Consider the following 22,472-nt stretch of genomic DNA (forward strand, 5'->3'; position numbering starts at 1 on the left):
TTTTGTTAAAACAACGAATAATTACAGCTCTGGTCCTTCTGCCTCTGGCACTTTACTGCGTGTTTTTATTGCCGTTAGCGGGCTTTGCTATTTTTGCTCAGGTTCTACTTATGCTGGGCGCCTGGGAATGGTCCCCGCTCATGGGCTTGCATCGTTTATCTAGCCGTATCGCCTACACGCTGCTGGTAGGTGTCATTATCAGTAGCCTTACTTACATTACCCCCATAACCGACTTATGGCATCCCGAAGGCTTAGGTCTGGTCAAGAGCATGTTGTATCCCATTATTGCCGGTGGGGTGTGGTGGGTTATTGCATTAGGGCTAATTGTTAATTACCCCAGTAGCCGTCGCATGTGGTCGCGCTCGCGTATTATTGTCGGTATTTTTGGTTTGTTAACATTAGTACCAGCCTGGGCCGCATTGGTGGCTATTCGCTCTATTGAATATGAGATAAATCCGCTGCAGGGCGGTTTTACCGTATTGTTTATTTTACTGTTGGTATGGGCAGCCGATGTCGGTGCTTATTTCGCTGGCGTTCGTTATGGTCGCAACAAAATGATGCCCGCGGTTAGCCCAGGCAAAACCATGGAAGGCCTTTGTGGTGGTATCAGTTTGGCCTTTGTGGTGATGATGGTGGTTGCGCACTGGGCGAAAATTCCCGCCGATCAGTTCACCGGCTATTACTTAACCGGCTTGTTAACCGTTATTGCATCGGTGTTTGGTGACTTAAACGAAAGTATGTTCAAGCGTTGCGCCGGAGTGAAAGACAGCGGCTCTATTTTACCGGGCCATGGTGGTATTTTAGACCGTATTGATAGCTTAACTGCTGCGCTTCCGGTGTTTACTCTGGCTTATATCTGGTTTCTTCACTAATGCAAATTAATGCCACACCACAACAGCGTATTTGTGTGCTGGGAGCCACCGGATCCATCGGTCAAAATACCCTGGCGGTTATTGCTGAAAACCCTGATGCTTATCCAGTTTATGCCCTTACCGCATATTCCAATGTGGCGGCTATGCTGGAACTTTGTCGCAAGCATAAACCAACTATTGCGGTGATGGTGGATGCAAACGCAGCGACGGAGCTGAGACAGCAGTTGCAGGCCGAAAAGCTAAACATTGAAGTGTTGAGTGGTAGTACCGCACTGGCGCTGGTTGCTTCGTCCAGCGACACCGATATTGTCATGGCCGCCATAGTTGGCGGCGCTGGTTTACTGCCCACTATGGCTGCGATAGAAGCCGGCAAACGGGTACTGCTGGCGAATAAAGAAGCCTTAGTGATGAGTGGTCAGCTGTTTATGGACGCTGTCGCCGAGTACGGTGCCGAACTCATGCCGGTAGATAGCGAGCACAATGCGATCTTTCAGTGCTTGCCGCCAGCATTACAGTACCCATTAGGGCAGCAGTCGCTGAGTGACCATGGCATTGATAAAATTCTACTTACCGGTTCCGGTGGGCCCTTTAGGGAGCTACCATTAGCTGAATTAGCGCAACAGACACCAGACGCAGCCTGCGCCCATCCAAACTGGGAAATGGGCCGGAAAATTTCGGTAGATTCAGCAACCATGTTGAACAAAGGTCTGGAATACATTGAAGCGCGTTGGCTGTTCGGCTGCCAACAGCATGAATTAGACGTTATTTTACATCCACAAAGCGTTATTCATTCCATGGTGCAATACCGCGACGGGTCAGTTATTGCTCAGCTTGGGCAACCTGATATGCGTACGCCTATAGCCTCATGCCTGGCTTATCCGGATCGCATCGCGAGCGGGGTTAGTCACCTTGATTTTACGCAACTGGCGGCATTAACTTTTGGCAAACCAGAAGCTGAGCGTTTTCCATGTTTGGCACTAGCTAAGGATGCATGCTGGAGCGGGCAGTGGGCAACCACCACGCTGAATGCAGTGAACGAAATAGCGGTAGAAGCATTTTTGCAAGAACAGATAAAATTTACGGATATTGCCCGAATTTGTGCAGAAGTATTGGCTGTTGTACCACCGCAGCAGTTGAACTCTATTCCGGAAGTCTTGTCGTTAGATGCTGAGGCGCGTGCTTTAGCAACACAACAAGTAAGGAAACAACGAGCATGCTAGAAATTCTTTGGGCACTTGGCGCCTTTATTATCACGCTTGGCATTCTGGTGACCTTTCACGAGTTTGGGCACTTTTGGGTAGCCCGCCGATGCGGCGTGAAAGTGCTGACGTTCTCGGTCGGTTTTGGTAAACCACTATGGCAGCGTCAGGCTGCAGACGGCACCTCGTACCAAATTGGTATGATTCCCTTAGGTGGTTATGTGCGCATGCTGGATGCTCGCGTAGACGACGTTAGCCCGGAAGAATGGCCGCAAAGCTTTAATGCTCAACCGGTTGGCAAACGTATGGCTATTGTTGCGGCCGGTCCCATCGCAAACTTTGTGCTGGCTATTGGTGTGCTCTGGCTCATGCTGGTTATTGGCGTGCCGTCGGTTAAGCCTATTATTGGTAAGGTTGCCCACCAGAGTGTTGCCGCTGAAGCTGGAGTGACGGCTCCGGCTGAAGTGCTGGCAGTAAATGGGAAAGAGACACGCGATTGGCAAGAAGTAAACATGGCGCTGGTAAGCGCTATTGGCGATGATAAAGCTGAGTTGCAAATACGCGATTTAGCCGATCGCCATGAATCCTCAAAGCGCTATCAACTTGATTTAAGCCAGTGGGAATTTGACGAGCAACAGTCCACGTTCGGTAGTCTTGGAATTCAGCCTTATCAGTCTGAAGTGACTACTGAGATTGGTTATGTGGCACCAGATTCACCTGCAGAGCAAGCGGGTTTACAGGAAAATGACAAAATTGTTGGTGTTGACGGAACTCTTAATCCCGATTGGAGCCGAATAAGGGAGCGGATTGCTGCCGCTGCTGGCGATACCTTGGTTTTTGACCTGGTACGCAACAATGAGCAGCTGCAAATTCCGGTAGCTATTGGGGAACGCGAGTTTAACGGCGAAACCATAGGCTTTCTGGGGATTGAAACGAAAGTGATGCCATACCCGGAAGAATATCGATTTACGCATCAATATGGCCTGCTTGGAGGGCTGTGGGAAGGAACTACCAGAACATGGGATCTGATGGTTCTAAGTGTGAAAATGATTGGAAAACTTGTTACCGGTGACGTTTCAGTCCGTAATTTAAGTGGACCTGTTAGTATTGCTGAAGGTGCGGGAACCACCGCTAGTTATGGGTTGGTTTATTTTCTCGGCTTTTTAGCATTGATCAGTGTTAATCTCGGCATCATAAATCTGTTACCATTGCCGATTCTTGACGGTGGTCATTTAGTATTTTTTGTCATTGAGTGGATACGAGGCAAACCTGTTTCCGAACGGGTTCAGGAAATTAGTTACCGCATTGGTGGTGCGCTAATTTTTGCCCTGATGGTGGTTGCTATAGGCAACGACATCACGCGTTTATCGCTCTGATTTATAATTACACAAAACATAAAGTAGCTGCAGAATGACGTTTAAAAAGCTGTTAATCGGCACTCTGGTTGCAGGGGCCACTATTCCGGCTCAAGCCGAAGAATTATTTGTCGTAGAAGATATTCGAGTGCGGGGGCTACAGCGTGTTGCGTTGGGTGCCGCATTAACTTACATACCGGTTCGGGTAGGCGATGAGGTGGATGAGTACGAAATCCGCCAAAGTATTCGTTCGCTTTATTCATCAACCAACTTTGCTGATATACAGGCTCGCCGGGAAGGCAATACCCTGGTATTTGTGGTGCGCGAACGACCCACCATTAGTGAAATTGAATTCGATGGCAACTCCGATATCGAAGACGAGCAGCTAACCGCCAGCCTGAATGATTCCGGGGTGGTTGAAGGCGAGTCGTTAGATCTGACCAGTATTTCTGATATTGAGAAAGGCCTGGAAGATTTCTATCACAGCGTTGGTAAATACAACGCTAAGGTAGACGTGAATATTGAGAACCTGCCGCGTAATCGGGTTCGGGTGAGCATTGATTTTGAAGAAGGTGATGCGGCCGAAATCGAACAAATTAATATTGTTGGTAACACAGTTTTCAGTGAAGCTGAAGTTCTGGCGCGGCTGGAGCTTAAAGATAGCTTGCCGTGGTACAACTTTATTGGCGAAAAGCGTTACCAGAAACAACAGTTAACGGGCGACTTAGAAACGCTGGAAAGCTTTTATAAAGACCGCGGTTACCTGACTTTCGCAGTAGAGTCGGTGCAAGTGTCGTTAACGCCAAATCGTGAAGGTATTTATATCACCGTAAATATTACTGAAGGCGAGCAGTTTAATGTTCGTGAAACTTCGGTGATTGGTGATTTGGCTGGCCATACGGAAATTGTTGAACGTATTGCACAAATTGAAGAAGGTACGCTGTATAACGCTGCTCAAATTACTTTTATTGAAGAAAGCATTGCGCGTTTTTACGGCAACTTAGGCTATGCCTATCCGGAAATTAACTCAATTCCTGAAATTGACGAAGAAAATAACGAAGTAGATATCGTGTTTTCGGTGAATCCGGGGCAACGAGTTTATGTAAACCGGATCAACTTTAGCGGTAACCAAACCACCAAAGATGAAGTTTTACGTCGTGAAATGGTGCAAATGGAAGGTTCCTGGTTATCTGAGCAACGCGTTGAAAATAGTAAAGTGGAACTGGAACGCCTTGGTTTCTTCGAAACTGTGGAATCCAGTACTGAACGCGTAGATGGCCGCTCAGACTTAGTCGATATTAATTTTGACGTGGTGGAACAGCCGTCAGGTTCCTTCAACGCCGGTATTGGCTACGGCGATTATTCTGGTTTGCAGCTAAACGCTGGTATTTCACAGGATAACTTTTTGGGAACAGGTAACCGGGCTGCGTTTAACGTAAGTACTAACAAGTTTCAAAAATCGGTGAACATGTCGTATACCGATTCGTTCTTCACCAAAGACGGTGTCAGCTTAAGCGGTAACGTGTTCCTGAATGAGTTTGATGCGGGTAGTGCGCGTAACTTAGCGCGCTATAACAAGCGTACTTATGGTGTTGGCACCTCGGTAGGTTTCCCAATAAATCAGAACACGCGCTTTAGTACTGGTTTAACCTATAAGAATGAAGAAGTAAGTAACGTAGATGGGTACGAGCAGATTCGTAATTTCTATGCTCCCTATATTGATCCGCAAGATCCAACTTCAGGCGTTGCCTTTGATATTTTTGAAGTCAGCTTCGGCTTGGCTCGGGTTACCTTAAACCGCGGTACCTTCCCAACCTCGGGAACGTCAAACCGGGTGAGTCTTGACATCACCACACCAAACAGTGATGTGAATTTCTTCCGTACCACCTATGACTTTAAATATTATCAGCCAATTACTGATGACCATAAATGGACCTTATTAAGCCGCATGACCGTGGGCTACGGTAATGGTTACGGTAGTGACGATAACGGTAACGATTATTTGTTCCCGTTCTTCGAGAACTTCCGCATTGGTGGCAATCAGAACTTACGTGGTTTCGAAGCCAATACAGTAGGCCCGCGAGCCATTTACAGTTTTGCTAATGACATTAGCGGACCGCCGGACTTAACCGGTCAACCGGTTGGTATTCCGGCTGGCCCTGGCGCTGACACTGTGCAAGTTACCCGCCTGTCGGTTGGTGGTAACGCCATGGCAGTGGGCGGCCTGGAACTTATTTTCCCGGTACCCTTTATGTCAGAAGGCTTTGAAAACACCATCAGAACCAGTATATTTTTAGATGTTGGTACTGTGTGGGATACTGAGTTCGATTACGATTATTACAATAGTCTGGCCAGAGCACAGCAAACTGAGCCGTTGAATGACTATAGCGATCCTGGTAACTATCGTGCGTCGGCAGGTATTTCGGTGCAATGGATTTCGCCTATGGGCCCACTAACGTTCTCGTTAGGTCGTCCGATACGTGAAACTCCTGGTGACAGAACGCAAACCTTTACCTTTAATATAGGTACGACATTTTAATTATCATTCGTAAATTTTGATTTATATAACTTTAATAACTGCAACAGCAGCAAGGAGTCGATTTTGAATAAATTAATTAAGAACTCACTAATCGCATTAACTATGAGTGCAGCAATGCTAACTACTGCAGCGCAAGCTCAACAGCGCATTGGCGTGGTGGACGTTATGCGGGTATTCCAGGAATTACCTCAGCGTGAGCAAATTGCTGAGCAGTTGCAAGGTGAGTTCCAGGAGCGTTTTGAAGAAATGCGTCGTATTGAAACTCGGGTAAATGAGTTACGTGCTAAGCAGCAACGTGATGCGTCAATTATGTCTGATGCTGAGAAAACTCAAGTAGACCGTGAGCTTGAAACTCTGGCTGCAGAAGCGCAACTGAAAGGTAAAGCGCTAAACGAAGATACGCGTCGTCGTCAGAACGAAGAGCGTAACCGCTTGTTAATGGAAGTTCAGCAAGTGATTGACAAAATTGCCAAAGATGAAGGTTTCGACATCGTATTGCAAAGCAATGCTGTGGCCTATATCAGCGATAGCGCAGATTTATCAGATGAAGTTATTCAGGCGATGACGTCTGGACAATAACAGCATGCAGGCTTATACCTTAGCGCAACTGGCTGAGCATATTGACGCGGAAGTACAAGGCGACGAGAGCTTGTCAGTTGCTGCTGTTGCTACCTTAGCTTCAGCTCAGCAGGGTCAAATAGCCTTTTTGGCTAATGCCCGCTACAAAGCGCAGTTGGAAACAACCAAAGCGAGCGCGGTGATTGTGGCACCCGGAACCGAGGTGCCCGATCATATAGTGGCTGTGGTTACCAAAAATCCGTATTTAGGATTTGCGAAAGTAGCGCAGTTGCTGGACACCACGCCGAATCCAGCCGAAGGTGTTGCCGCTACGGCACAAATAGCACCATCGGCTAAATTAGGTAAAAACGTCCAACTTGGCCATCACGTAGTGATAGAAGCAGGTGCTGAGCTTGGTGACAATGTCATCATAGGCGCTGGTAGCTATATAGGCGCAGGCACTGTAGTAGGTGCTGATACCAAGATTTGGCAACGGGTAACTATTTACCACAATTGCGTTATTGGTAAGGAATGTGTCATTCATTCCGGCGTTGTTATAGGAGCCGACGGCTTTGGTTGGGCCACTGAAAACTCAAAATGGGTTAAGATACCCCAACTAGGTCGGGTTGTGATTGGTGATCGGGTTGATATCGGTGCCAATACCACAGTCGACCGTGGTGCTTTAGACGATACTATTATTTCGTCTGGTTGTATTATCGATAATCAATGCCAAATTGCTCACAATGCTTTTGTTGATGAAGACACTGCTATTGCTGGCTGTACTGTTTTAGCTGGTAGTTCGCACATTGGTAAACGTTGTTTGATAGGTGGCGCTTCAGCTATTAACGGCCATATTGAAATCTGTGATGATGTTCAAATCAGTGGGTTCTCAATGGTTATTAAGGGTATTAGCGAACCTGGTGTTTATGCTTCCGGAATACCGGCTGCACCGCACCGCGAATGGCGTCGAAACGGAGCTAGATTCCGTCAGCTGGATGATTTATTTAATCGTGTTAAAGCTCTTGAGAAAGAACAAAAGAACTCATAACACTAGGTGGGGGACAACCATTGTCTACAGAGCTGAACGGATTTGATATAGACGAAGTACTAAATTTATTACCTCATAGGTATCCATTTTTATTAATTGATCGGGTACTTGCCTGTGACGGTGAAAAAGTAATTCATGCCATTAAAAATGTGACTATTAACGAACCTATATTTAATGGTCATTTCCCTGGAAATCCTATTTTTCCGGGCGTATTAATTTTAGAAGCTATGGCTCAGGCTGCCGGCCTACTTGGCTTTAAGATTACCTCTAGCAAGCCTGCCGCAAATGATTTGTATTTATTTGCCGGGGTCGACAATGCACGTTTTAAACGCCAGGTACTGCCGGGCGACACTATGCATTTGCACGTGACTTTCGAGAAAGAGCGTCGCGGCATTTGGGTATTTAAAGGGCGTGCAGAAGTGGACGGTAAACTAGCTTGCAGTGCCGACATAATTTGCGCCAGAAGAGAGCTTTAAGTGATTCACGAAACGGCAATTATTGATGCTTCTGCCAAATTGGGAAGCAATGTACAAGTAGGTCCCTGGACCTACATAGGCCCTGATGTTGAGATTGGCGACAACACAGTTATTTCCTCTCATGTTGTAGTGAAGGGGCCTACCCGCATTGGCCAGAATAATCGCATCTTTCAGTTTGCTTCTATTGGTGAAGACTGTCAGGACAAGAAGTACGCCGGCGAACCTACCGAACTGGTAATTGGCGACAACAATATCTTTCGCGAGTGTGTCACTGTGCATCGTGGCACCACGCAAGATAACAGTTTGACTGCCATTGGCAGCAATAATCTGTTTATGGCTTACGTGCATGTTGCCCATGACTGTATCGTCGGAGATAACAACATTCTTGCAAACGCAGTGACTCTGGCTGGCCATGTGGTGGTTGGTGATTGGGTTATTCTGGGCGGCTTTACCGGCGTGCATCAGTTCTGCCATATAGGCTCTCATGCCTTTACTGCAGTGAATTCAGTGATAGTTCAAGATGTGCCGCCGTACATTATGGCGCAAGGCCATAACGCCACACCACGAACTATCAATTCGGAAGGCTTAAAGCGCCGTGGTTATAGTAAAGAGCAAATTATGAATCTACGCCGAGCATACAAAACGCTGTATCGCTCAGGCCTGACTGTTGCCGAAGCTGTGGAAAAACTACAGGCGCAGAATGCGGAAGAAGTACAGCCGTTAATTGACTTTGTGCAACAGAGTTCACGGGGAATTATTCGGCCGTGACCGACCAGCACCAAGCTGACAAAAGCCCGGTTATAGCCGTTCTAGCCGGTGAGCACTCCGGTGATTTACTCGGTGCCGGATTATTGAAATCACTTCGTACGACTTACCCAAATGCTCGTTTTATTGGCGTTGGCGGCCCGCTAATGCAAGCTGAGGGCTTGCATAGTCTGGTGCCTATGGACGATTTGGCGGTAATGGGATTGGCCGAGGTCATTACCCATTTACCTCGCTTGCTTGCTCACCGTAAACATATAGTTCAGCAACTAACCCAATCAAAGCCGGATATTTTTATCGGTATTGATGCCCCCGATTTTAATTTACCTATTGCCCGACGTTTAAAAGCCCTTGGTATTACGACCATGCACTACGTGAGCCCCTCGGTTTGGGCGTGGCGGCAAGGGCGTATTAAAGGTATTAAGAAGTCGGTTGATCACATGCTGTGCTTGTTACCTTTCGAGAAAGCTTTTTATGATGAACATGGTTTGCCTGCAACTTTTGTGGGACACCCGTTAGCTGATGACATTCCAATGGCCTGGTCCCAAGCAGATGCCCGCACCGAGCTGGGGATTGCAGAACAGGAGAAAGTAGTTGGTTTGTTACCTGGCAGCCGGGCAGGTGAAATAGCGCGCATGGGGCCGGTATTTTTACAAGCAGCCCAACGTTTGTGGCAACAAAATCCGCAGTTATGCTTTGTAGCACCTATGATCAGTGAGGCTCGTAAAACACAGTTTGCTGAACTACAAGAGCGCTTAGCACCTGAGCTACCGGTTACCTTGATTGACGGCCAGGCGCGCACAGTTATGGCTGCCAGTGATGTGCTGTTACTCACTTCTGGTACTGTTACGTTGGAAGCCTTACTAATTAAACGCCCCATGGTGGTGGCTTATCGTTTTAGCTGGCTTAGTTATCAATTAATGAAACGGTTATTTAAAGCGGCTTATTTTTCCTTACCTAACCTGCTTGCTGGTAAAGCTATAGTGCCTGAGTTAAAGCAGGAAGAAACGCAACCCCAGCGACTGGCAGCAGAGCTAACCCAGCTGTTAGACACACCGCCACCACAGCTCCATGAGCAGTTCAGCGCTATTCATGAGCAACTGCGTTGCAACGCCAGTACCTTAGCTGCGCAGGTTGTGATTAATTACCTTTCTAAAAAATAGAAATGTAACCCCAATATTTAGCGCTAATAAAACCAATTTATTCGTACTAAACTAAACTCATAAACTTACCAGGTAATGGGAGCACTCATGGGACTTTTAGTTGACGGCGTTTGGCATGACAAATGGTACGACACCGACAAAACCGGTGGTCGGTTCGAGCGCAGCGCGGCACAGTTTCGCAATCATATTGAAAATTCAGCGGACGCTGAATTTCCGGCACAAAGTGGTCGCTACCATTTGTACGTTTCGTTCGCGTGTCCGTGGGCTCATCGAACGTTGATATTTCGTAAGCTAAAGGGGCTGGAGTCACATGTTTCAGTTTCGGCAGTGCATCCGCTCATGCTTGAAAACGGTTGGGAATTTGCTGACAAACCCTTGCAAGATCCGCTTTATGGTTACGATTTTCTGTATCAGGTGTATCTGAAGGCTGATCCTAATTACAGCGGTCGGGTGACAGTGCCGGTGCTTTGGGACAAACAAACCCAAACTATAGTAAGCAATGAATCAGCGGATATTATTCGTATGTTTAATAGCGCTTTTAATGATTTAACCGGTAATCACGACGACTATTATCCAACTGAGCTACAGCAGCAAATTGACGATATAAACGAGCTGGTGTACCACAACATTAATAACGGCGTATATAAATGTGGCTTCGCTACCAAAGCACCAGCGTACGAGGAAGCCTTCCGGGAGCTGTTTGATGCCCTGGATCAGGTTGAAGCTATTTTAGCGAAACAGCCGTTCCTGGCCGGTGCGCAACTGACCGAAGCAGATTGGCGTTTGTTTACCACTCTGGTGCGCTTCGATGCGGTGTACGTAGGACATTTTAAAACCAACCTGAAGCGAATTGTTGACTACCCGAATCTTTGGAATTATCTGAAAGCTTTGTATCAGTATCCGGGTGTGGAAGAAACTGTGGTAATGGATCATATTAAAACCCATTACTACGGTAGCCATAAAACCATTAACCCAACGGGTATAGTGCCGGTGGGACCGGAACTTGATTTCAACGCCACGCACAATCGTAAGGAGCTGTCATGACTAAGGCAATTAAAGGGCGCTTCCGCGGAATTCCGGCACAAGACGGTGCCGGAGTTAAATTAACCCGGGTTATTAATCAACCCTCATTGAAACATCAGGATCCGTTTTTGATGCTGGATGAGTTCCTTTCAGATAATCCGAACGATTATATAGCCGGGTTTCCGCCGCACCCACATCGCGGGTTTTGTACGCTAACCTACATGTTGGCTGGGCGTATGGAGCATCAGGACTCGGTTGGTAACACCGGCGTGGTTGAAGCCGGCGGTGCGCAGTGGATGAAGGCTGCCAAGGGTATTATTCACGCGGAAATGCCGAAGCAGGAAGAAGGGTTAATGTGGGGCTTTCAGCTATGGCTGAATTTACCTGCAAAAGACAAAATGACACCGGCTGAATGGGCCGACCATCCGTCTGATTCCATTCCGGTGATTGCTCAGGATGGTGCCGAAATACGTTTGGTTGCGGGTGAATACAAGTCCGAAAAAGGGCCGATTCAACAGCCGGAGCGCCGTTTCCTAATGGCTGATGTGCGCCTCGATGCCAACACTAGTACGGCTATTGAATCACAACATCAACGTCAGCGTCTGGCTTACGTCTATCAAGGTGAGTTAACCGTGAACGGCGAAAGTGTGAAGCGCGGTGAGTTACTGCAGCTAGATCAGGAAGCCACGCTGGAATTAACGACCAGCGACGAAAGCGCTGCGTTTATTCTGCTGGCCGCAGAGCCTATTGGCGAACCTATAGTGCAATACGGGCCTTTTGTGATGAATGAATCGCACGAAATTGAACAGGCGTTACGGGATTATCAGGCCGGGCGGCTGGGCGCGGCCTAAATGATCTAACCGAAGTAAGGGTGCCTTACTTAAATACCCCGGCTTCACGAGCTTCTTCGTGCAGTCGGGCGTAACGTTTTTGGTGGGTTTCACTTAATTGCATACCTTCCAGAGTGCGGAAGCAGCGTTTGCACTCTTTAATGAACTCAGGATTCGGTTTGTCGCTGTCGCCTAACACCTTTATGGCCGCCTGAATGTAGTTCAAAGCAGCGCCACTATTCATTGGTGCATGTTGCAGAGCTGTGGTGAAGCTCTGAATAGCAGCACCGTAGTCACCATTTTTGTACTCGCTAATTCCGGCCCGGTTCGCTTCAAAAAATGAAGCCTGGCGTTCTTCGCTTTTCTCGAAGCGATGCTTTAACAGGCGCTGGCTATAGTCATCCAGTTGATGTTGTTGCTCCATTCGCTCACTGAGCTGATTGGCTTTCTCGTATTCGCCTAAATCCAATAATACCGACAATACGTCGGGTGCCAGTTCCGGCGAAATATCACTCTGTTGTGCTAAGGATTGGCCTACTACTTCATTCAGATGATGTTGAGCTTCGCGGAAACGGCCGTTAAAAGACTCTATTCTCGCCATAACCACATGTTCCAGCTCCTGATACTCCAGCTCTGAATAAACCAGATTGTCGTCATAACGAGCGCGCTGCAGTGCGATGGTTGCTTCGGTTTGATACTTGCCAACCTGACGCGGTTCATCGGCGTTTTCGGCGGCATCAAGAATACTGCGAATATAAGTGCATAAATGGCGGGGGTCACGAAACACTGACTTGCGGCTAATTTCTAAAACATGGTGCATTGCCTGGCGAGCAAGCTCAAACTCTGCGTTGTCCCTAGCAATGCGTGCAAAATTTGACTGCCGTTCAATGGAAAACGGCGCTAGTCCGACTGCTTTACGCGCTGACTCCAGAGCATCGCCTAAGCGCTCAGCCTGAACGTGACATTCAGCAATTAAATCCTGCGCATCAACAGCATTGGTATTTTTGGATAGTACTTCGCGGGCCAACTCAATGGCTTCGTCCGGCTTGTTCTGCAACAACCGGGTTCTGGCCAGAGTCATCACGCCCCAGGTGAAACGTTGCTCTTCCAATAACTCTAATAAACGCTGCTCAGCTTCGTCGAACTGTCCCAGTTTGAGAAACAGCTCAGCAGTAAGTTTGCGGCAATAATTGCTGTAATGGCCTTTAGCATCAATATGCTCCTGGCAGGCTTTAATACAATCTGCGTACTGGTGCCGGTACAGCGTTTGGTAAATAGTTTTAAGGGCTTTACGCTTTTTAAATGCGCGAACTAAGCGAGTGCGCAATAACCCCTGCGAGAAGGGTTTCATTAAGTAGTCGTCGGGCTGTAGCTCAAGCGCACTCAACACCATTGGGCGTGAATTATCGCCCGTGATGAGGAAAAATATAGTGTCGTCGCGCACTAACTGGCGTACTTGAAGCTCTTCCAGTACCTGGCGGCCATTCTTGCCATGCCCGAGGTTGTAATCTACCAACAGAATATCGAAGGGCTGATTGGTATGGGCGGCAACGCCGGATTCGCCGGTTGATTTAGCGGTAACCTGACGCGCTCCCATAGTATGTAGTAAGCCCTTCAGCATTACCTGGAATGGTTTTTGATCGTCAATGATCAGGATTCTGCTGTCACTTAATTCAAGCGATTGACTCATTCAGGCGTTTATTCCTTTCGCACGGCATTTTGATGCCGACATGCTAGGCTAGTAACTGGCGTTATAATGATTAGATATCATGAGCATAAAGCAGTGGTACCGGAATGCAAGAGTAGGCCGTGCTATACGCGGTGTTTTTGTGCACAAGCAGGTGTTAGCAGCCAGCTATGGAGGACAGTATGCAAGCCAATGAAGTTACCATCAAGATTGCTTACGCGGGAGTGAACCGGGCTGATTTAGTGCAGCGTGCCGGTCATTATCCACCGCCGCCGGGGGCCAGCGATGTACTGGGTCTGGAGGTAAGCGGAGTGATAGATGAGGTTGGTAAGGATGTCAGTGACTTTAAATCAGGCGATGAGGTGTGCGCGCTGCTTACCGGCGGCGGTTATGCGAAGTCGGTAACAGTGCCTGCCGGGCAAGTACTGCCGATACCAAAAGGATCAGATTTAAAATTAGCAGCTACCTTGCCGGAGGCGTTCGCCACCGCCTGGTATAACTTAATGATGCTGGCCAAGCTGCAGCCGCATGAGCGAGTTTTGCTGCATGCTGGGGCTAGTGGGGTAGGTACTGCCGCCGTGCAGTTGTGTAATGAGTTTGCGGCCGACTGCTACGTCACTGCTGGTAGTGCGGAAAAATTGCAGCACTGCCGTACGCTGGGTGCCAGCGGGGGCTGGAATCGCCATGATGGTGACTTCGTTGAGGCAGTGAACGACTGGGGTGGTGCTGATGTAATTCTGGATCCTGTTGGCGGCGATTACTTTGCCAGCAACCAACAAGTGCTGCATGACGACGGACGTTTGATTGTTATTGGCTTACTCGGTGGTCGCCATGCACAAATTGATATGGGGCGGGTGTTAATGAAACGCCAGCGTATTATTGGTTCCACCTTGCGAAATCAGTCGGTGGCGGTGAAAACCGACATCATGCAGCAACTGCATAAACAGGTATGGCCAAAACTTGCGCAGGGCAGCATTAAACCGCAATTAGATAAAGTATTTGAGTTACATGAAGTGGATGATGCGCATGATTATGTCAGTGCGGATAAAAATATTGGGAAAGTACTTCTGAAGGTGCCCGCAGCAGACTAACTAAGGAGTAGCTAGTAACTAGAAAAAGTGGTGGAGGGGGCAGGATTCGAACCTGCGAAGGCTGAGCCGTCAGATTTACAGTCTGATCCCTTTGACCGCTCGGGAACCCCTCCACTCGAGCAGCGCGCATGATAGCAGATTAGCCCGGTCTGTAAACCCTAAAAAGCGGTAAATATTTATTAGCTGAGGCCGATAACTGAATTATTCAGTCATCATTCGGAACTCGGCTATGAGTGCAGCAGCTACGGCTCAGCTTTTTGATCCAATTGGTTATAACCCGGCTTCAGACGTGCATTTGTCGTCTGCGCTTGGGCGTGGCGACCGGGCTGACTTCAATTTATGGCTGGCAACCTTTTCCGCTGATGTAACTGAACAACCATACCTCCAAAACCCATTGCCAGCCGAACCGGTTAACTGGGAGCGTTTGTTAGGTGCCGCCAGGGCCCGCCCTTTGGCGGCCGCTAATGATCAGGTACAACGCTTCGGCCTCTCGTCCAGCAGTGATCTGGCTGATCATCGTTTGCAGGACGCATTGCACCCACAAGCGCTGGTTCTGGATGCGTCAGCTGATTATATACCCTTGCATGTTTGGCAAAATCTGGGCTGGCAAGCGCAGCGCCGGGAAAAGCAACGCCGTGAAGGCGCGACCAGTCCACCCCGCCAGTATCAGGAACATGACTTAGGTGAACTGGCAGAACAGGCGCTCAAGGCGTTTAGCGGCGATTTAATGCAATCGAAACCGGAACCTGTGTGATAAGCTAATTATACGAATTCAGCATCAGGCTGAGTAAGATTGGCAGCATAGGCAGTTGGCATGACGAAGAATGTTGATGCGCAGGTAGATGACTTAATTGACCGCTTTGTCGAATTACTATGGTTACGGCAGAGCGTTAGTCAGCACACCAGTAGTGCCTATCGAACTGACTTACGAATGTTTCAGCGTTTTCTGCAGGACCAGCAGCGTACCTACTTACCTGATATTAGCGTTACTGAAATAGAAGACTATTTACTCTATCGTCGGCAACAGCAGTATTCACCGCGCAGTTCAGCGCGTTTTATTAGTGCCTTGAAGAAGTTCTTTCAATTTGCCCGCACTGAACTGGGTATGCAAATTGATCCCACCGCGAACTTACAACGTCCGAAACAACCTGCTGCTATTCCCCATTCACTTACTGAAACCGATGTGCTGGAATTGCTGGCAGCACCAAACACCGAGTTGCCAGTGGAGTTGCGTGATCGAGCTATGTTGGAAGTGCTTTATGCCACCGGGCTACGGGTGACTGAACTGGTACAACTGTCATTGCAACAGTTAAGTATGCAGCAGGAATTAGTGCGGGTAGTAGGTAAAGGCGATAAAGAGCGCTTAGTTCCGCTGGGCGAAGATGCACTGGAATGGCTCCAACTTTATTTACGGCAGGCACGCCCGGCCATTCATGCCAATGGTGGTGAGTGGGTGTTTATTACCAATCGTGGCGGCCCATTAAGTCGTCAGGCATTTTGGTATCGCATTAAAATTTACGCCCAACGCGCGAATATTCACACGCATTTGTCGCCCCATACGTTACGGCACGCATTCGCGACGCACTTATTGAATCACGGCGCCGATTTGCGCGTATTACAAATGCTACTTGGGCATAGTGATTTATCTACCACACAGATATACACCCATGTTGCCCGGGAGCGTCTGCAACAGCTGCACAGCACCCATCATCCGCGTGCCTAAAAGCCCTGCGCGCCTTGCAATTCAGGGGTTCCCGAGGTACTGTAACAACCTATTTTGAACACAATTAAAGGCTAATTTAATGTTGATGCGCGCATGTCTGCTCGGGCTTGGATTACTGGTTATGACCGCAGCCCAAGGTAGTGAAGGGGAACTTGATACAACTCATTTAACCAAGTTAGGTATGAAGGTTGAATCGGTACGTGCCACTGAAGTGTCAGGTTTGTACGAAATCATTACCTCGGAAGGGCTGTTTTACGTATCAGCTGACGGTACTTTATTAGTGAGTGGCCGTATGTTTGATATCACGGGCGACGAAGTCGTCAATAAAACCGAACAGAACATGGCGGCTATGCGGCGCAGTGATTTAGCTAAAATCGAAGACTCCATGATTGTTTACAAAGCGCCGCAGCAGAAGCATGAAGTCACTATTTTCACCGATACTACTTGTGGTTATTGCCAGCAGTTTCACGCTCGCATAGACGACTATTTAGATCTTGGTATTTCAGTGCGCTATGTGGCGTTTCCACGCAATGGTATGCAAGGTACTGGTGGCAGACAATTGCAGGCCGTGTGGTGTGCAGCTGACAAAAAAGCCGCATTAACTGCAGCCAAAGCTGAAGAAGATATTGCGCTAACCACTTGTTCCAATCCGGTTGAAGAACACTTTCTGCTGGGCCGTAAATTTGGTGTTCGCGGTACCCCCGCTATTATTACTGAAAATGGCGAATTAATAGCAGGCGCTATGCCGCCGCGTGCTTTGCTGGAAGAAATTGAGAAACGCGCTGCCAGCCAGCCACAGTAAATCATTATGACTGCTGATTATGTGGTAAAGCGTTACCCGCAATTACCCGATGACCATTTGCCGAATCAGTTGCATCCGCTGATTCGGCAAATTTATGCGCGTCGTGGCGTAAAATCTGCTGACGAGCTTGAGCTAAAAGCCGCCCGGCTAACTCACTTCGACCAGTTACATGGTTCCCGAGCCGCGGCAGAGCTGCTGGCCAGCGCCATTGCCAGGCAACAATCTATCTGTATTTGTGGCGACTTTGATGCCGATGGTGCCACCAGCACCGCGCTTATGGTGTCTGCGTTGCAAGCCTTTGGTGCCCAGCAGGTGCATTATCTGGTACCAAACCGGTTTGCCGATGGCTATGGGTTGTCGGAATCGGTGGTGCAGCAGGCGCAGGCGTTAGGCAGCGAACTGCTGATTACCGTGGATAATGGTATTTCCTGTCACGCTGGTGTGCAGGCTGCGAAAGACGCGGGCATGCAGGTGATAGTTACCGATCACCATTTACCCGGGCATGAGTTACCAAATGCCGATGTAATTGTGAATCCGAACCATCCTGAGTGTAACTTTCCGAGCAAGAACTTAGCTGGTGTTGGCGTGGCATTTTACGTGCTGCTGGCACTTCGCAATGTGCTGCGTGAGCAGGGCCAACAAGACCTGCCAAACCTGGCAGACTGGCTGGATTTAGTTGCCGTTGGCACTGTTGCTGATGTGGTGCAACTGGACGGTAACAACCGCATCTTGGTGCAACAGGGGTTACAACGCATTCGCGCGGGCGCTTGCCGGCCGGGCATTCAGGCATTGTTGCAAGTTGCCGGACGCGAGGCGGCCAAGCTACAGGCCAGCGATTTAGGTTTTACCGTAGGACCACGCATTAATGCGGCGGGTCGGTTGGATGACATGGGTCTGGGCATTGAATGTTTACTTACCCAAAGTTACCCGGCGGCTATGGACATGGCCAATCAACTAGACACGCTTAACCGCGAGCGCCGCAGCATTGAAACCGAAATGCGTGAAGAAGCCGAGGTTTATGTAGCTGGTTTTGCCGAAGATTCGGGTTCATTACCGCCGTTAATTACGTTATTTGAAGCCAATTGGCATCAGGGTGTTATTGGCATAGTGGCAGGACGGGTGAAAGAGCAATGCCATCGCCCGGTAATTGCTTTTGCCGAGGTTGGCGACGGCGAGTTGAAAGGCTCGGCGCGTTCCATTCCCGGTTTACATATTCGTGACTTACTGGAACGTATTCACAGCCTGCACCCGGGCATGATTACCCGCTTTGGCGGGCATGCCATGGCGGCGGGTTTAACCTTACCGGTAGGGCAGTTGTCAGCGTTTCGGGAAGTAGCCGCAGAAGTAGCTGCAAGTCACTTAAGTGAAGCCCAGTTAACCCGTACCTTATGGTCTGATGGCGGTTTAGGCGCAACTGAGTTACATGAGAGTTTCGTACAGCAATTGCAGCAAGCCGGTCCCTGGGGGCAGGGTTTTAGCGAACCTTTATTTGATGATGAATTCCGTCTGGTGAATCAGCGTATTGTTGGCGAACGACATCTGAAAATGGTGCTGCACACCGCTGATAATATTAGCATTGATGCCATAAGCTTTAATGTTGATACCACGCTGTGGCCGAATTTAGCCTGTGATCGTATTCACTGTATTTACAAACCCCAATTAAATACCTTCCGGGGCCGTACAACGGTGCAGTTGTTGGTAGAGCATTTCAGCGCTTTGCGTTAGAATATCGCGCTTTCGTATAATGAAATTAGACAAGTCGTTATCAACCTATACTGACGAACAGGTGAATTCACTTTATGTTTGAAACTAATGCAACTTATGTCGCCATAAAAGATATGCGGTCACGCAGTGATTCGCTTCGGGGGTATCTTTGACTACTCCGACAAGGTTGAGCGCTTAGAGGAAGTAACTCGTGAGCTTGAAGACCCGAAAGTGTGGGACGATCAGGAGCGCGCGCAGTCGCTTGGTAAAGAACGGGCGGCATTAGAACAAACAGTAGAAACCTTAGACAGTTTACAGCAAGGTCTGGACGATGTTGAAGGTCTGGTAGATCTGGCCGTTGAAGCCGAAGATGAAGAAACCTATAACGAGGCCTGTGCCGAGTTGAAAGGGCTGGAGAAGCGGCTGGAAGACCTTGAGTTTCGTCGCATGTTCTCAGGTGACCATGATGCGTCTGATTGCTACGTAGATATTCAGTCAGGCTCCGGTGGTACCGAAGCACAGGACTGGGCAAATATTCTGTTACGCATGTATTTGCGCTGGGCAGAAGCGCACGATTTCAAAGCTGAAATAACAGAACTGTCGGAAGGCGATGTGGCTGGTATTAAATCAGCAACCATACGCGTGCCGGGTGAGTATGCATTCGGTTGGTTACGTACTGAAACCGGGGTGCATCGCTTAGTGCGTAAGTCACCTTTTGATTCCGGTAATCGCCGCCACACGTCATTTGCGTCGGTGTTTGTGTACCCGGAAGTAGACGACAACATTGAGATTGAAATTAATCCGGCCGATTTACGCATAGACACCTACCGTGCCTCAGGTGCCGGTGGTCAGCACGTAAACCGAACGGACTCAGCGATTCGTATTACGCATGAACCTACTAATACGGTGGTGCAGTGTCAGAGCGACCGATCGCAACATAAAAACCGTGATGCTGCCATGAAGCAATTACGCGCGAAATTATTTGAATTGGAATTACAAAAGCAAAATGCTGAGAAGCAGGCCATGGAAGATTCCAAGTCTGACATTGGCTGGGGTAGTCAGATTCGTTCTTATGTACTGGACGATGCACGCATTAAAGACTTGCGCACCGGCGTTGAAAATCGCAATACGCAAGCCGTGTTAGATGGCGCCTTAGACCCCTTTATTGAAGCAAGCTTAAAATCAGGGCTGTAACAGCCTAAGCCGAACCTAAACTACGAAACCTTTTGGGTAAGTAAGACGACGACACAGGAACCGGAAACATGACAGATAAAACGCAAGCAGCAGAGTTGGACGTAAACGAGCAGATCGCCCAGCGCAAAGCCAAGCTTGCCGCGCTGCGAGAGCAGGGCGTTGCATTCCCAAATGACTTTCGCCGCGATCAGGTTGCTGCAGATTTGCATGCAACTTACGACCAGTTCAGTAAAGACGAACTGGCCGAAAAAGCTATTCGCGTGAAGATTGCCGGCCGCATGATGACCCGGCGGGTTATGGGTAAGGCAAGTTTTGCGACCGTGCAGGACATGTCCGGACAAATTCAGCTTTATGTGGTTCGCGATAATCTGGCTGAAGGTTTTTATAACGAACAGTTTAAAAAATGGGATTTAGGCGACATCGTTGGTGCTAGCGGCATCATGTTCAAAACCAATACTGGTGAGCTTAGCGTACAGGTAGACGATGTGCGTTTACTAACTAAGGCGCTGCGTCCGTTACCCGACAAGTTCCATGGTTTATCCGATCAGGAAACCCGCTACCGTCAGCGTTATTTGGACTTGATTACCAACCAAAGCTCGCGCGAAACCTTTATTGTTCGCTCCAAAGTAGTGGACTACATTCGTCGCTTTTTAAACCAGCAGCAGTTTCTGGAAGTGGAAACGCCAATGATGCAAACCATTCCAGGTGGCGCAGCGGCACGACCTTTCGTCACGCACCACAACGCGCTGGATATGGAGCTGTATTTGCGTATAGCGCCGGAGCTTTATTTGAAACGTCTGGTTGTGGGTGGTTTTGAGAAAGTATTCGAGATTAACCGTAACTTCCGCAACGAAGGCCTTTCAACTCGTCATAACCCAGAATTCACCATGCTGGAATTCTACTGGGCTTATGCCGACTATCAGGATTTGATGGACCTGACCGAGCAGATGCTGCGCGGTATGGCCGAAGAAATTCTCGGTACCACCAGCTTTGAAAGTCAGGGCGTTGCCTACGACTTCGGGCGTCCATTTGAACGCATGACGGTGCTGGAAGCTATTTTGAAATACTTACCAGAAGTCACGGTGGAACAACTTGGTACGTTGGAATCAGCCACTACAGTTGCTGAAACCTTAGGTATTAAAGTGAAGTCCAACTGGGGCTTGGGTAAAATTCAAATCGAAATTTTTGAAGAAGTGGCAGAACACCAGTTGCTGCAACCAACGTTCATTACGGCCTACCCAGCTGAAGTTTCTCCGCTGGCTCGCCGCAATGACAACGACCCGTTTATTACCGATCGCTTTGAGTTCTTTGCCGGTGGCCGTGAATTGGCCAATGGTTTCTCGGAGCTGAACGATGCCGAAGATCAGGCGCAGCGGTTCCAGGAACAAGTGCAGCAAAAAGAAGCTGGTGACGACGAAGCCATGTTCTATGACGAAGATTACATTACCGCATTAGAACACGGCATGCCGCCAACCGCGGGTGAGGGTATCGGTATTGACCGTCTGGTGATGCTGCTAACCGGTTCGCCAACTATTCGTGACGTGTTGTTGTTCCCGCACATGCGTCCGCGTGGCTAGTTGTTATCAATGTCCGCTCTGTCAGCAACCCTTAGTGCTGACCGAGCGCAGCTGGCGCTGTGATAAGCGCCATAGTTTTGATGTAGCCAGGGAAGGCTATGTGAATTTGCTGCCAGTGCAGCAAAAGAATTCGCTGGACCCGGGTGACAGCAAAGACATGCTGCAAGCTCGTCGAGCCTTTCTGGAAGCCGGCCACTATGCGCCGCTGGTACAAGCACTACAGCAACTCGTTGCTGATCAACTCCCAAAGTTTGAATCTGGCAATGGTATCCGCTTACTGGATATTGGTGCTGGTGAAGGCTACTACACGAAGCATATTTCCTCGGTATTACCCGCCGGTAGCGACAGCTACGGTATGGATATTGCCAAAGCTGGCATGAAGCTGGCGGCTAAGCGCTACAGTGAACTTAACTGGGCCGTGGCTAGTGCTTACCAGCTCCCTTACTGGTCGAATAGCTTTGATTTGATTATGCGGGTGTATGCGCCCTCAGACGCTGATGAAATAGCGCGGTGTTTAAAACCCGGTGGGCAACTGTTCACGGTCACTCCGGCACCTAAGCATTTGTTTGAGTTTAAACAAGCGTTGTACGCCGAGCCGCAACTACATAGCGATGTTGTTACCCAATACCCACAACTTAGGCATGAGCAGCGCGAACGCCTGACGTTAACTATTGCACCGGATTCTTCCACCTGCCAGCAGCTACTCACCATGACCCCATTGGGCTGGAAAGTGCCTGCTAATGCCACTGAGCGCTTTAGCGATAAGCTAGAATCACTGACCGCTGATTTCTTTATTGATCGTTACTTGTTCGAAGGTTCGTAAGGTTGGTAGGCTCATAAGTAAAAGGCGAAGCTAGTAATAGCTTCAC

The 22,472-nt window shown here is 48.7% G+C and carries 20 protein-coding genes and 1 tRNA gene; 19 read left to right on the plus strand and 2 right to left on the minus strand.

Going from position 1 to position 22,472, the window contains the following annotated elements; translation table 11 throughout:
* Positions 1-2 precede the first annotated feature (2 nt).
* From CCE91_RS05125 to CCE91_RS05175, 11 genes are all read left to right on the plus strand, one after another.
* Positions 3-872 carry a phosphatidate cytidylyltransferase gene (locus CCE91_RS05125; RefSeq protein ID WP_086434147.1) on the plus strand — a complete coding sequence of 290 codons (870 nt, stop codon included), beginning with the start codon at positions 3-5 and terminating at the stop codon, positions 870-872.
* Positions 872-2,092: a 1-deoxy-D-xylulose-5-phosphate reductoisomerase gene (gene ispC, locus CCE91_RS05130; RefSeq protein WP_086434148.1), complete on the plus strand. Its 1,221-nt coding sequence runs from the start codon at positions 872-874 to the stop codon at positions 2,090-2,092. The genes CCE91_RS05125 and ispC overlap by 1 nt, the downstream gene beginning before the upstream one ends.
* Positions 2,086-3,447, plus strand: coding sequence for a sigma E protease regulator RseP (rseP, locus tag CCE91_RS05135; protein WP_086434149.1), 1,362 nt, complete (start codon positions 2,086-2,088; stop codon positions 3,445-3,447). Before ispC ends, rseP begins: the two co-directional genes overlap by 7 nt.
* 34 nt (positions 3,448-3,481) lie before the next feature.
* Complete coding sequence (gene bamA / locus CCE91_RS05140) at positions 3,482-5,965, plus strand: outer membrane protein assembly factor BamA (protein WP_086434150.1); 2,484 nt, start codon at positions 3,482-3,484, stop codon at positions 5,963-5,965.
* A 63-nt stretch (positions 5,966-6,028) separates the two neighbouring features.
* Positions 6,029-6,544 carry an OmpH family outer membrane protein gene (locus CCE91_RS05145; protein ID WP_086434151.1) on the plus strand — a complete coding sequence of 172 codons (516 nt, stop codon included), beginning with the start codon at positions 6,029-6,031 and terminating at the stop codon, positions 6,542-6,544.
* A 4-nt stretch (positions 6,545-6,548) separates the two neighbouring features.
* Positions 6,549-7,571, plus strand: coding sequence for a UDP-3-O-(3-hydroxymyristoyl)glucosamine N-acyltransferase (gene lpxD / locus CCE91_RS05150; RefSeq protein WP_086434152.1), 1,023 nt, complete (start codon positions 6,549-6,551; stop codon positions 7,569-7,571).
* A 20-nt stretch (positions 7,572-7,591) separates the two neighbouring features.
* A complete protein-coding gene (gene fabZ, locus CCE91_RS05155; protein WP_086434153.1) occupies positions 7,592-8,047 on the plus strand; it encodes a 3-hydroxyacyl-ACP dehydratase FabZ in 456 nt (151 codons plus the stop codon).
* Positions 8,048-8,815, plus strand: coding sequence for an acyl-ACP--UDP-N-acetylglucosamine O-acyltransferase (lpxA, locus tag CCE91_RS05160; protein WP_086434154.1), 768 nt, complete (start codon positions 8,048-8,050; stop codon positions 8,813-8,815).
* Positions 8,812-9,972 (plus strand): lipid-A-disaccharide synthase, encoded by a 1,161-nt coding sequence (lpxB, locus tag CCE91_RS05165; protein ID WP_086434155.1) that lies wholly within the window; start codon positions 8,812-8,814, stop codon positions 9,970-9,972. The genes lpxA and lpxB overlap by 4 nt, the downstream gene beginning before the upstream one ends.
* Before the next feature lie 87 nt (positions 9,973-10,059).
* Positions 10,060-11,016: a glutathione S-transferase family protein gene (locus tag CCE91_RS05170; RefSeq protein ID WP_086434156.1), complete on the plus strand. Its 957-nt coding sequence runs from the start codon at positions 10,060-10,062 to the stop codon at positions 11,014-11,016.
* Positions 11,013-11,846 (plus strand): pirin family protein, encoded by an 834-nt coding sequence (locus tag CCE91_RS05175; protein ID WP_086434157.1) that lies wholly within the window; start codon positions 11,013-11,015, stop codon positions 11,844-11,846. The genes CCE91_RS05170 and CCE91_RS05175 overlap by 4 nt, the downstream gene beginning before the upstream one ends.
* Before the next feature lie 25 nt (positions 11,847-11,871).
* On the opposite strand, the gene CCE91_RS05180 is transcribed toward CCE91_RS05175, so the two are convergent.
* Complete coding sequence (locus CCE91_RS05180; RefSeq protein WP_086434158.1) at positions 11,872-13,515, minus strand: tetratricopeptide repeat-containing response regulator; 1,644 nt, start codon at positions 13,513-13,515, stop codon at positions 11,872-11,874.
* Between the two features lie 179 nt (positions 13,516-13,694).
* On the opposite strand from CCE91_RS05180, the gene CCE91_RS05185 reads away from it, so the two are divergent.
* Entirely contained in the window at positions 13,695-14,603 is a 909-nt protein-coding gene (locus tag CCE91_RS05185; protein ID WP_198677979.1) for an NAD(P)H-quinone oxidoreductase, read from the plus strand.
* Between the two features lie 28 nt (positions 14,604-14,631).
* Here the strand turns inward: CCE91_RS05185 and CCE91_RS05190 are convergent.
* A tRNA-Tyr gene (locus tag CCE91_RS05190) sits at positions 14,632-14,716 on the minus strand.
* A 116-nt stretch (positions 14,717-14,832) separates the two neighbouring features.
* Between CCE91_RS05190 and CCE91_RS05195 the strand changes: the two genes are divergently transcribed.
* From CCE91_RS05195 to rlmA, 7 genes are all read left to right on the plus strand, one after another.
* Positions 14,833-15,357, plus strand: a complete 525-nt coding sequence (locus CCE91_RS05195; protein WP_086434160.1) for a VC2046/SO_2500 family protein — start codon at positions 14,833-14,835, stop codon at positions 15,355-15,357.
* A gap of 60 nt (positions 15,358-15,417) precedes the next feature.
* The gene (gene xerD / locus CCE91_RS05200) at positions 15,418-16,326 is read left to right on the plus strand and encodes a site-specific tyrosine recombinase XerD (protein WP_086434161.1); all 909 of its coding nucleotides are present in this window, start codon (positions 15,418-15,420) and stop codon (positions 16,324-16,326) included.
* A gap of 121 nt (positions 16,327-16,447) precedes the next feature.
* A complete protein-coding gene (gene dsbC, locus CCE91_RS05205) occupies positions 16,448-17,128 on the plus strand; it encodes a bifunctional protein-disulfide isomerase/oxidoreductase DsbC (protein WP_157984130.1) in 681 nt (226 codons plus the stop codon).
* Between the two features lie 6 nt (positions 17,129-17,134).
* Entirely contained in the window at positions 17,135-18,853 is a 1,719-nt protein-coding gene (recJ, locus tag CCE91_RS05210; RefSeq protein ID WP_086434163.1) for a single-stranded-DNA-specific exonuclease RecJ, read from the plus strand.
* Positions 18,854-18,927: 74 nt separating this feature from the next.
* Positions 18,928-20,026 (plus strand): peptide chain release factor 2 gene (gene prfB, locus CCE91_RS05215; protein WP_126797147.1). Its coding sequence is split into 2 segments (ribosomal slippage): positions 18,928-19,002 and positions 19,004-20,026, totalling 1,098 coding nucleotides; the frame shifts between segments, so codons are not numbered across the junction.
* A gap of 68 nt (positions 20,027-20,094) precedes the next feature.
* Entirely contained in the window at positions 20,095-21,603 is a 1,509-nt protein-coding gene (gene lysS / locus CCE91_RS05220) for a lysine--tRNA ligase (RefSeq protein WP_086434164.1), read from the plus strand.
* Entirely contained in the window at positions 21,596-22,426 is an 831-nt protein-coding gene (gene rlmA / locus CCE91_RS05225; protein ID WP_086434165.1) for a 23S rRNA (guanine(745)-N(1))-methyltransferase, read from the plus strand. The genes lysS and rlmA overlap by 8 nt, the downstream gene beginning before the upstream one ends.
* The last annotated feature ends 46 nt before the right edge of the window (positions 22,427-22,472 follow it).

It is taken from the genome of Pseudidiomarina planktonica (assembly GCF_900177775.1).
In the GTDB taxonomy this organism is placed as follows: domain Bacteria; phylum Pseudomonadota; class Gammaproteobacteria; order Enterobacterales; family Alteromonadaceae; genus Pseudidiomarina; species Pseudidiomarina planktonica.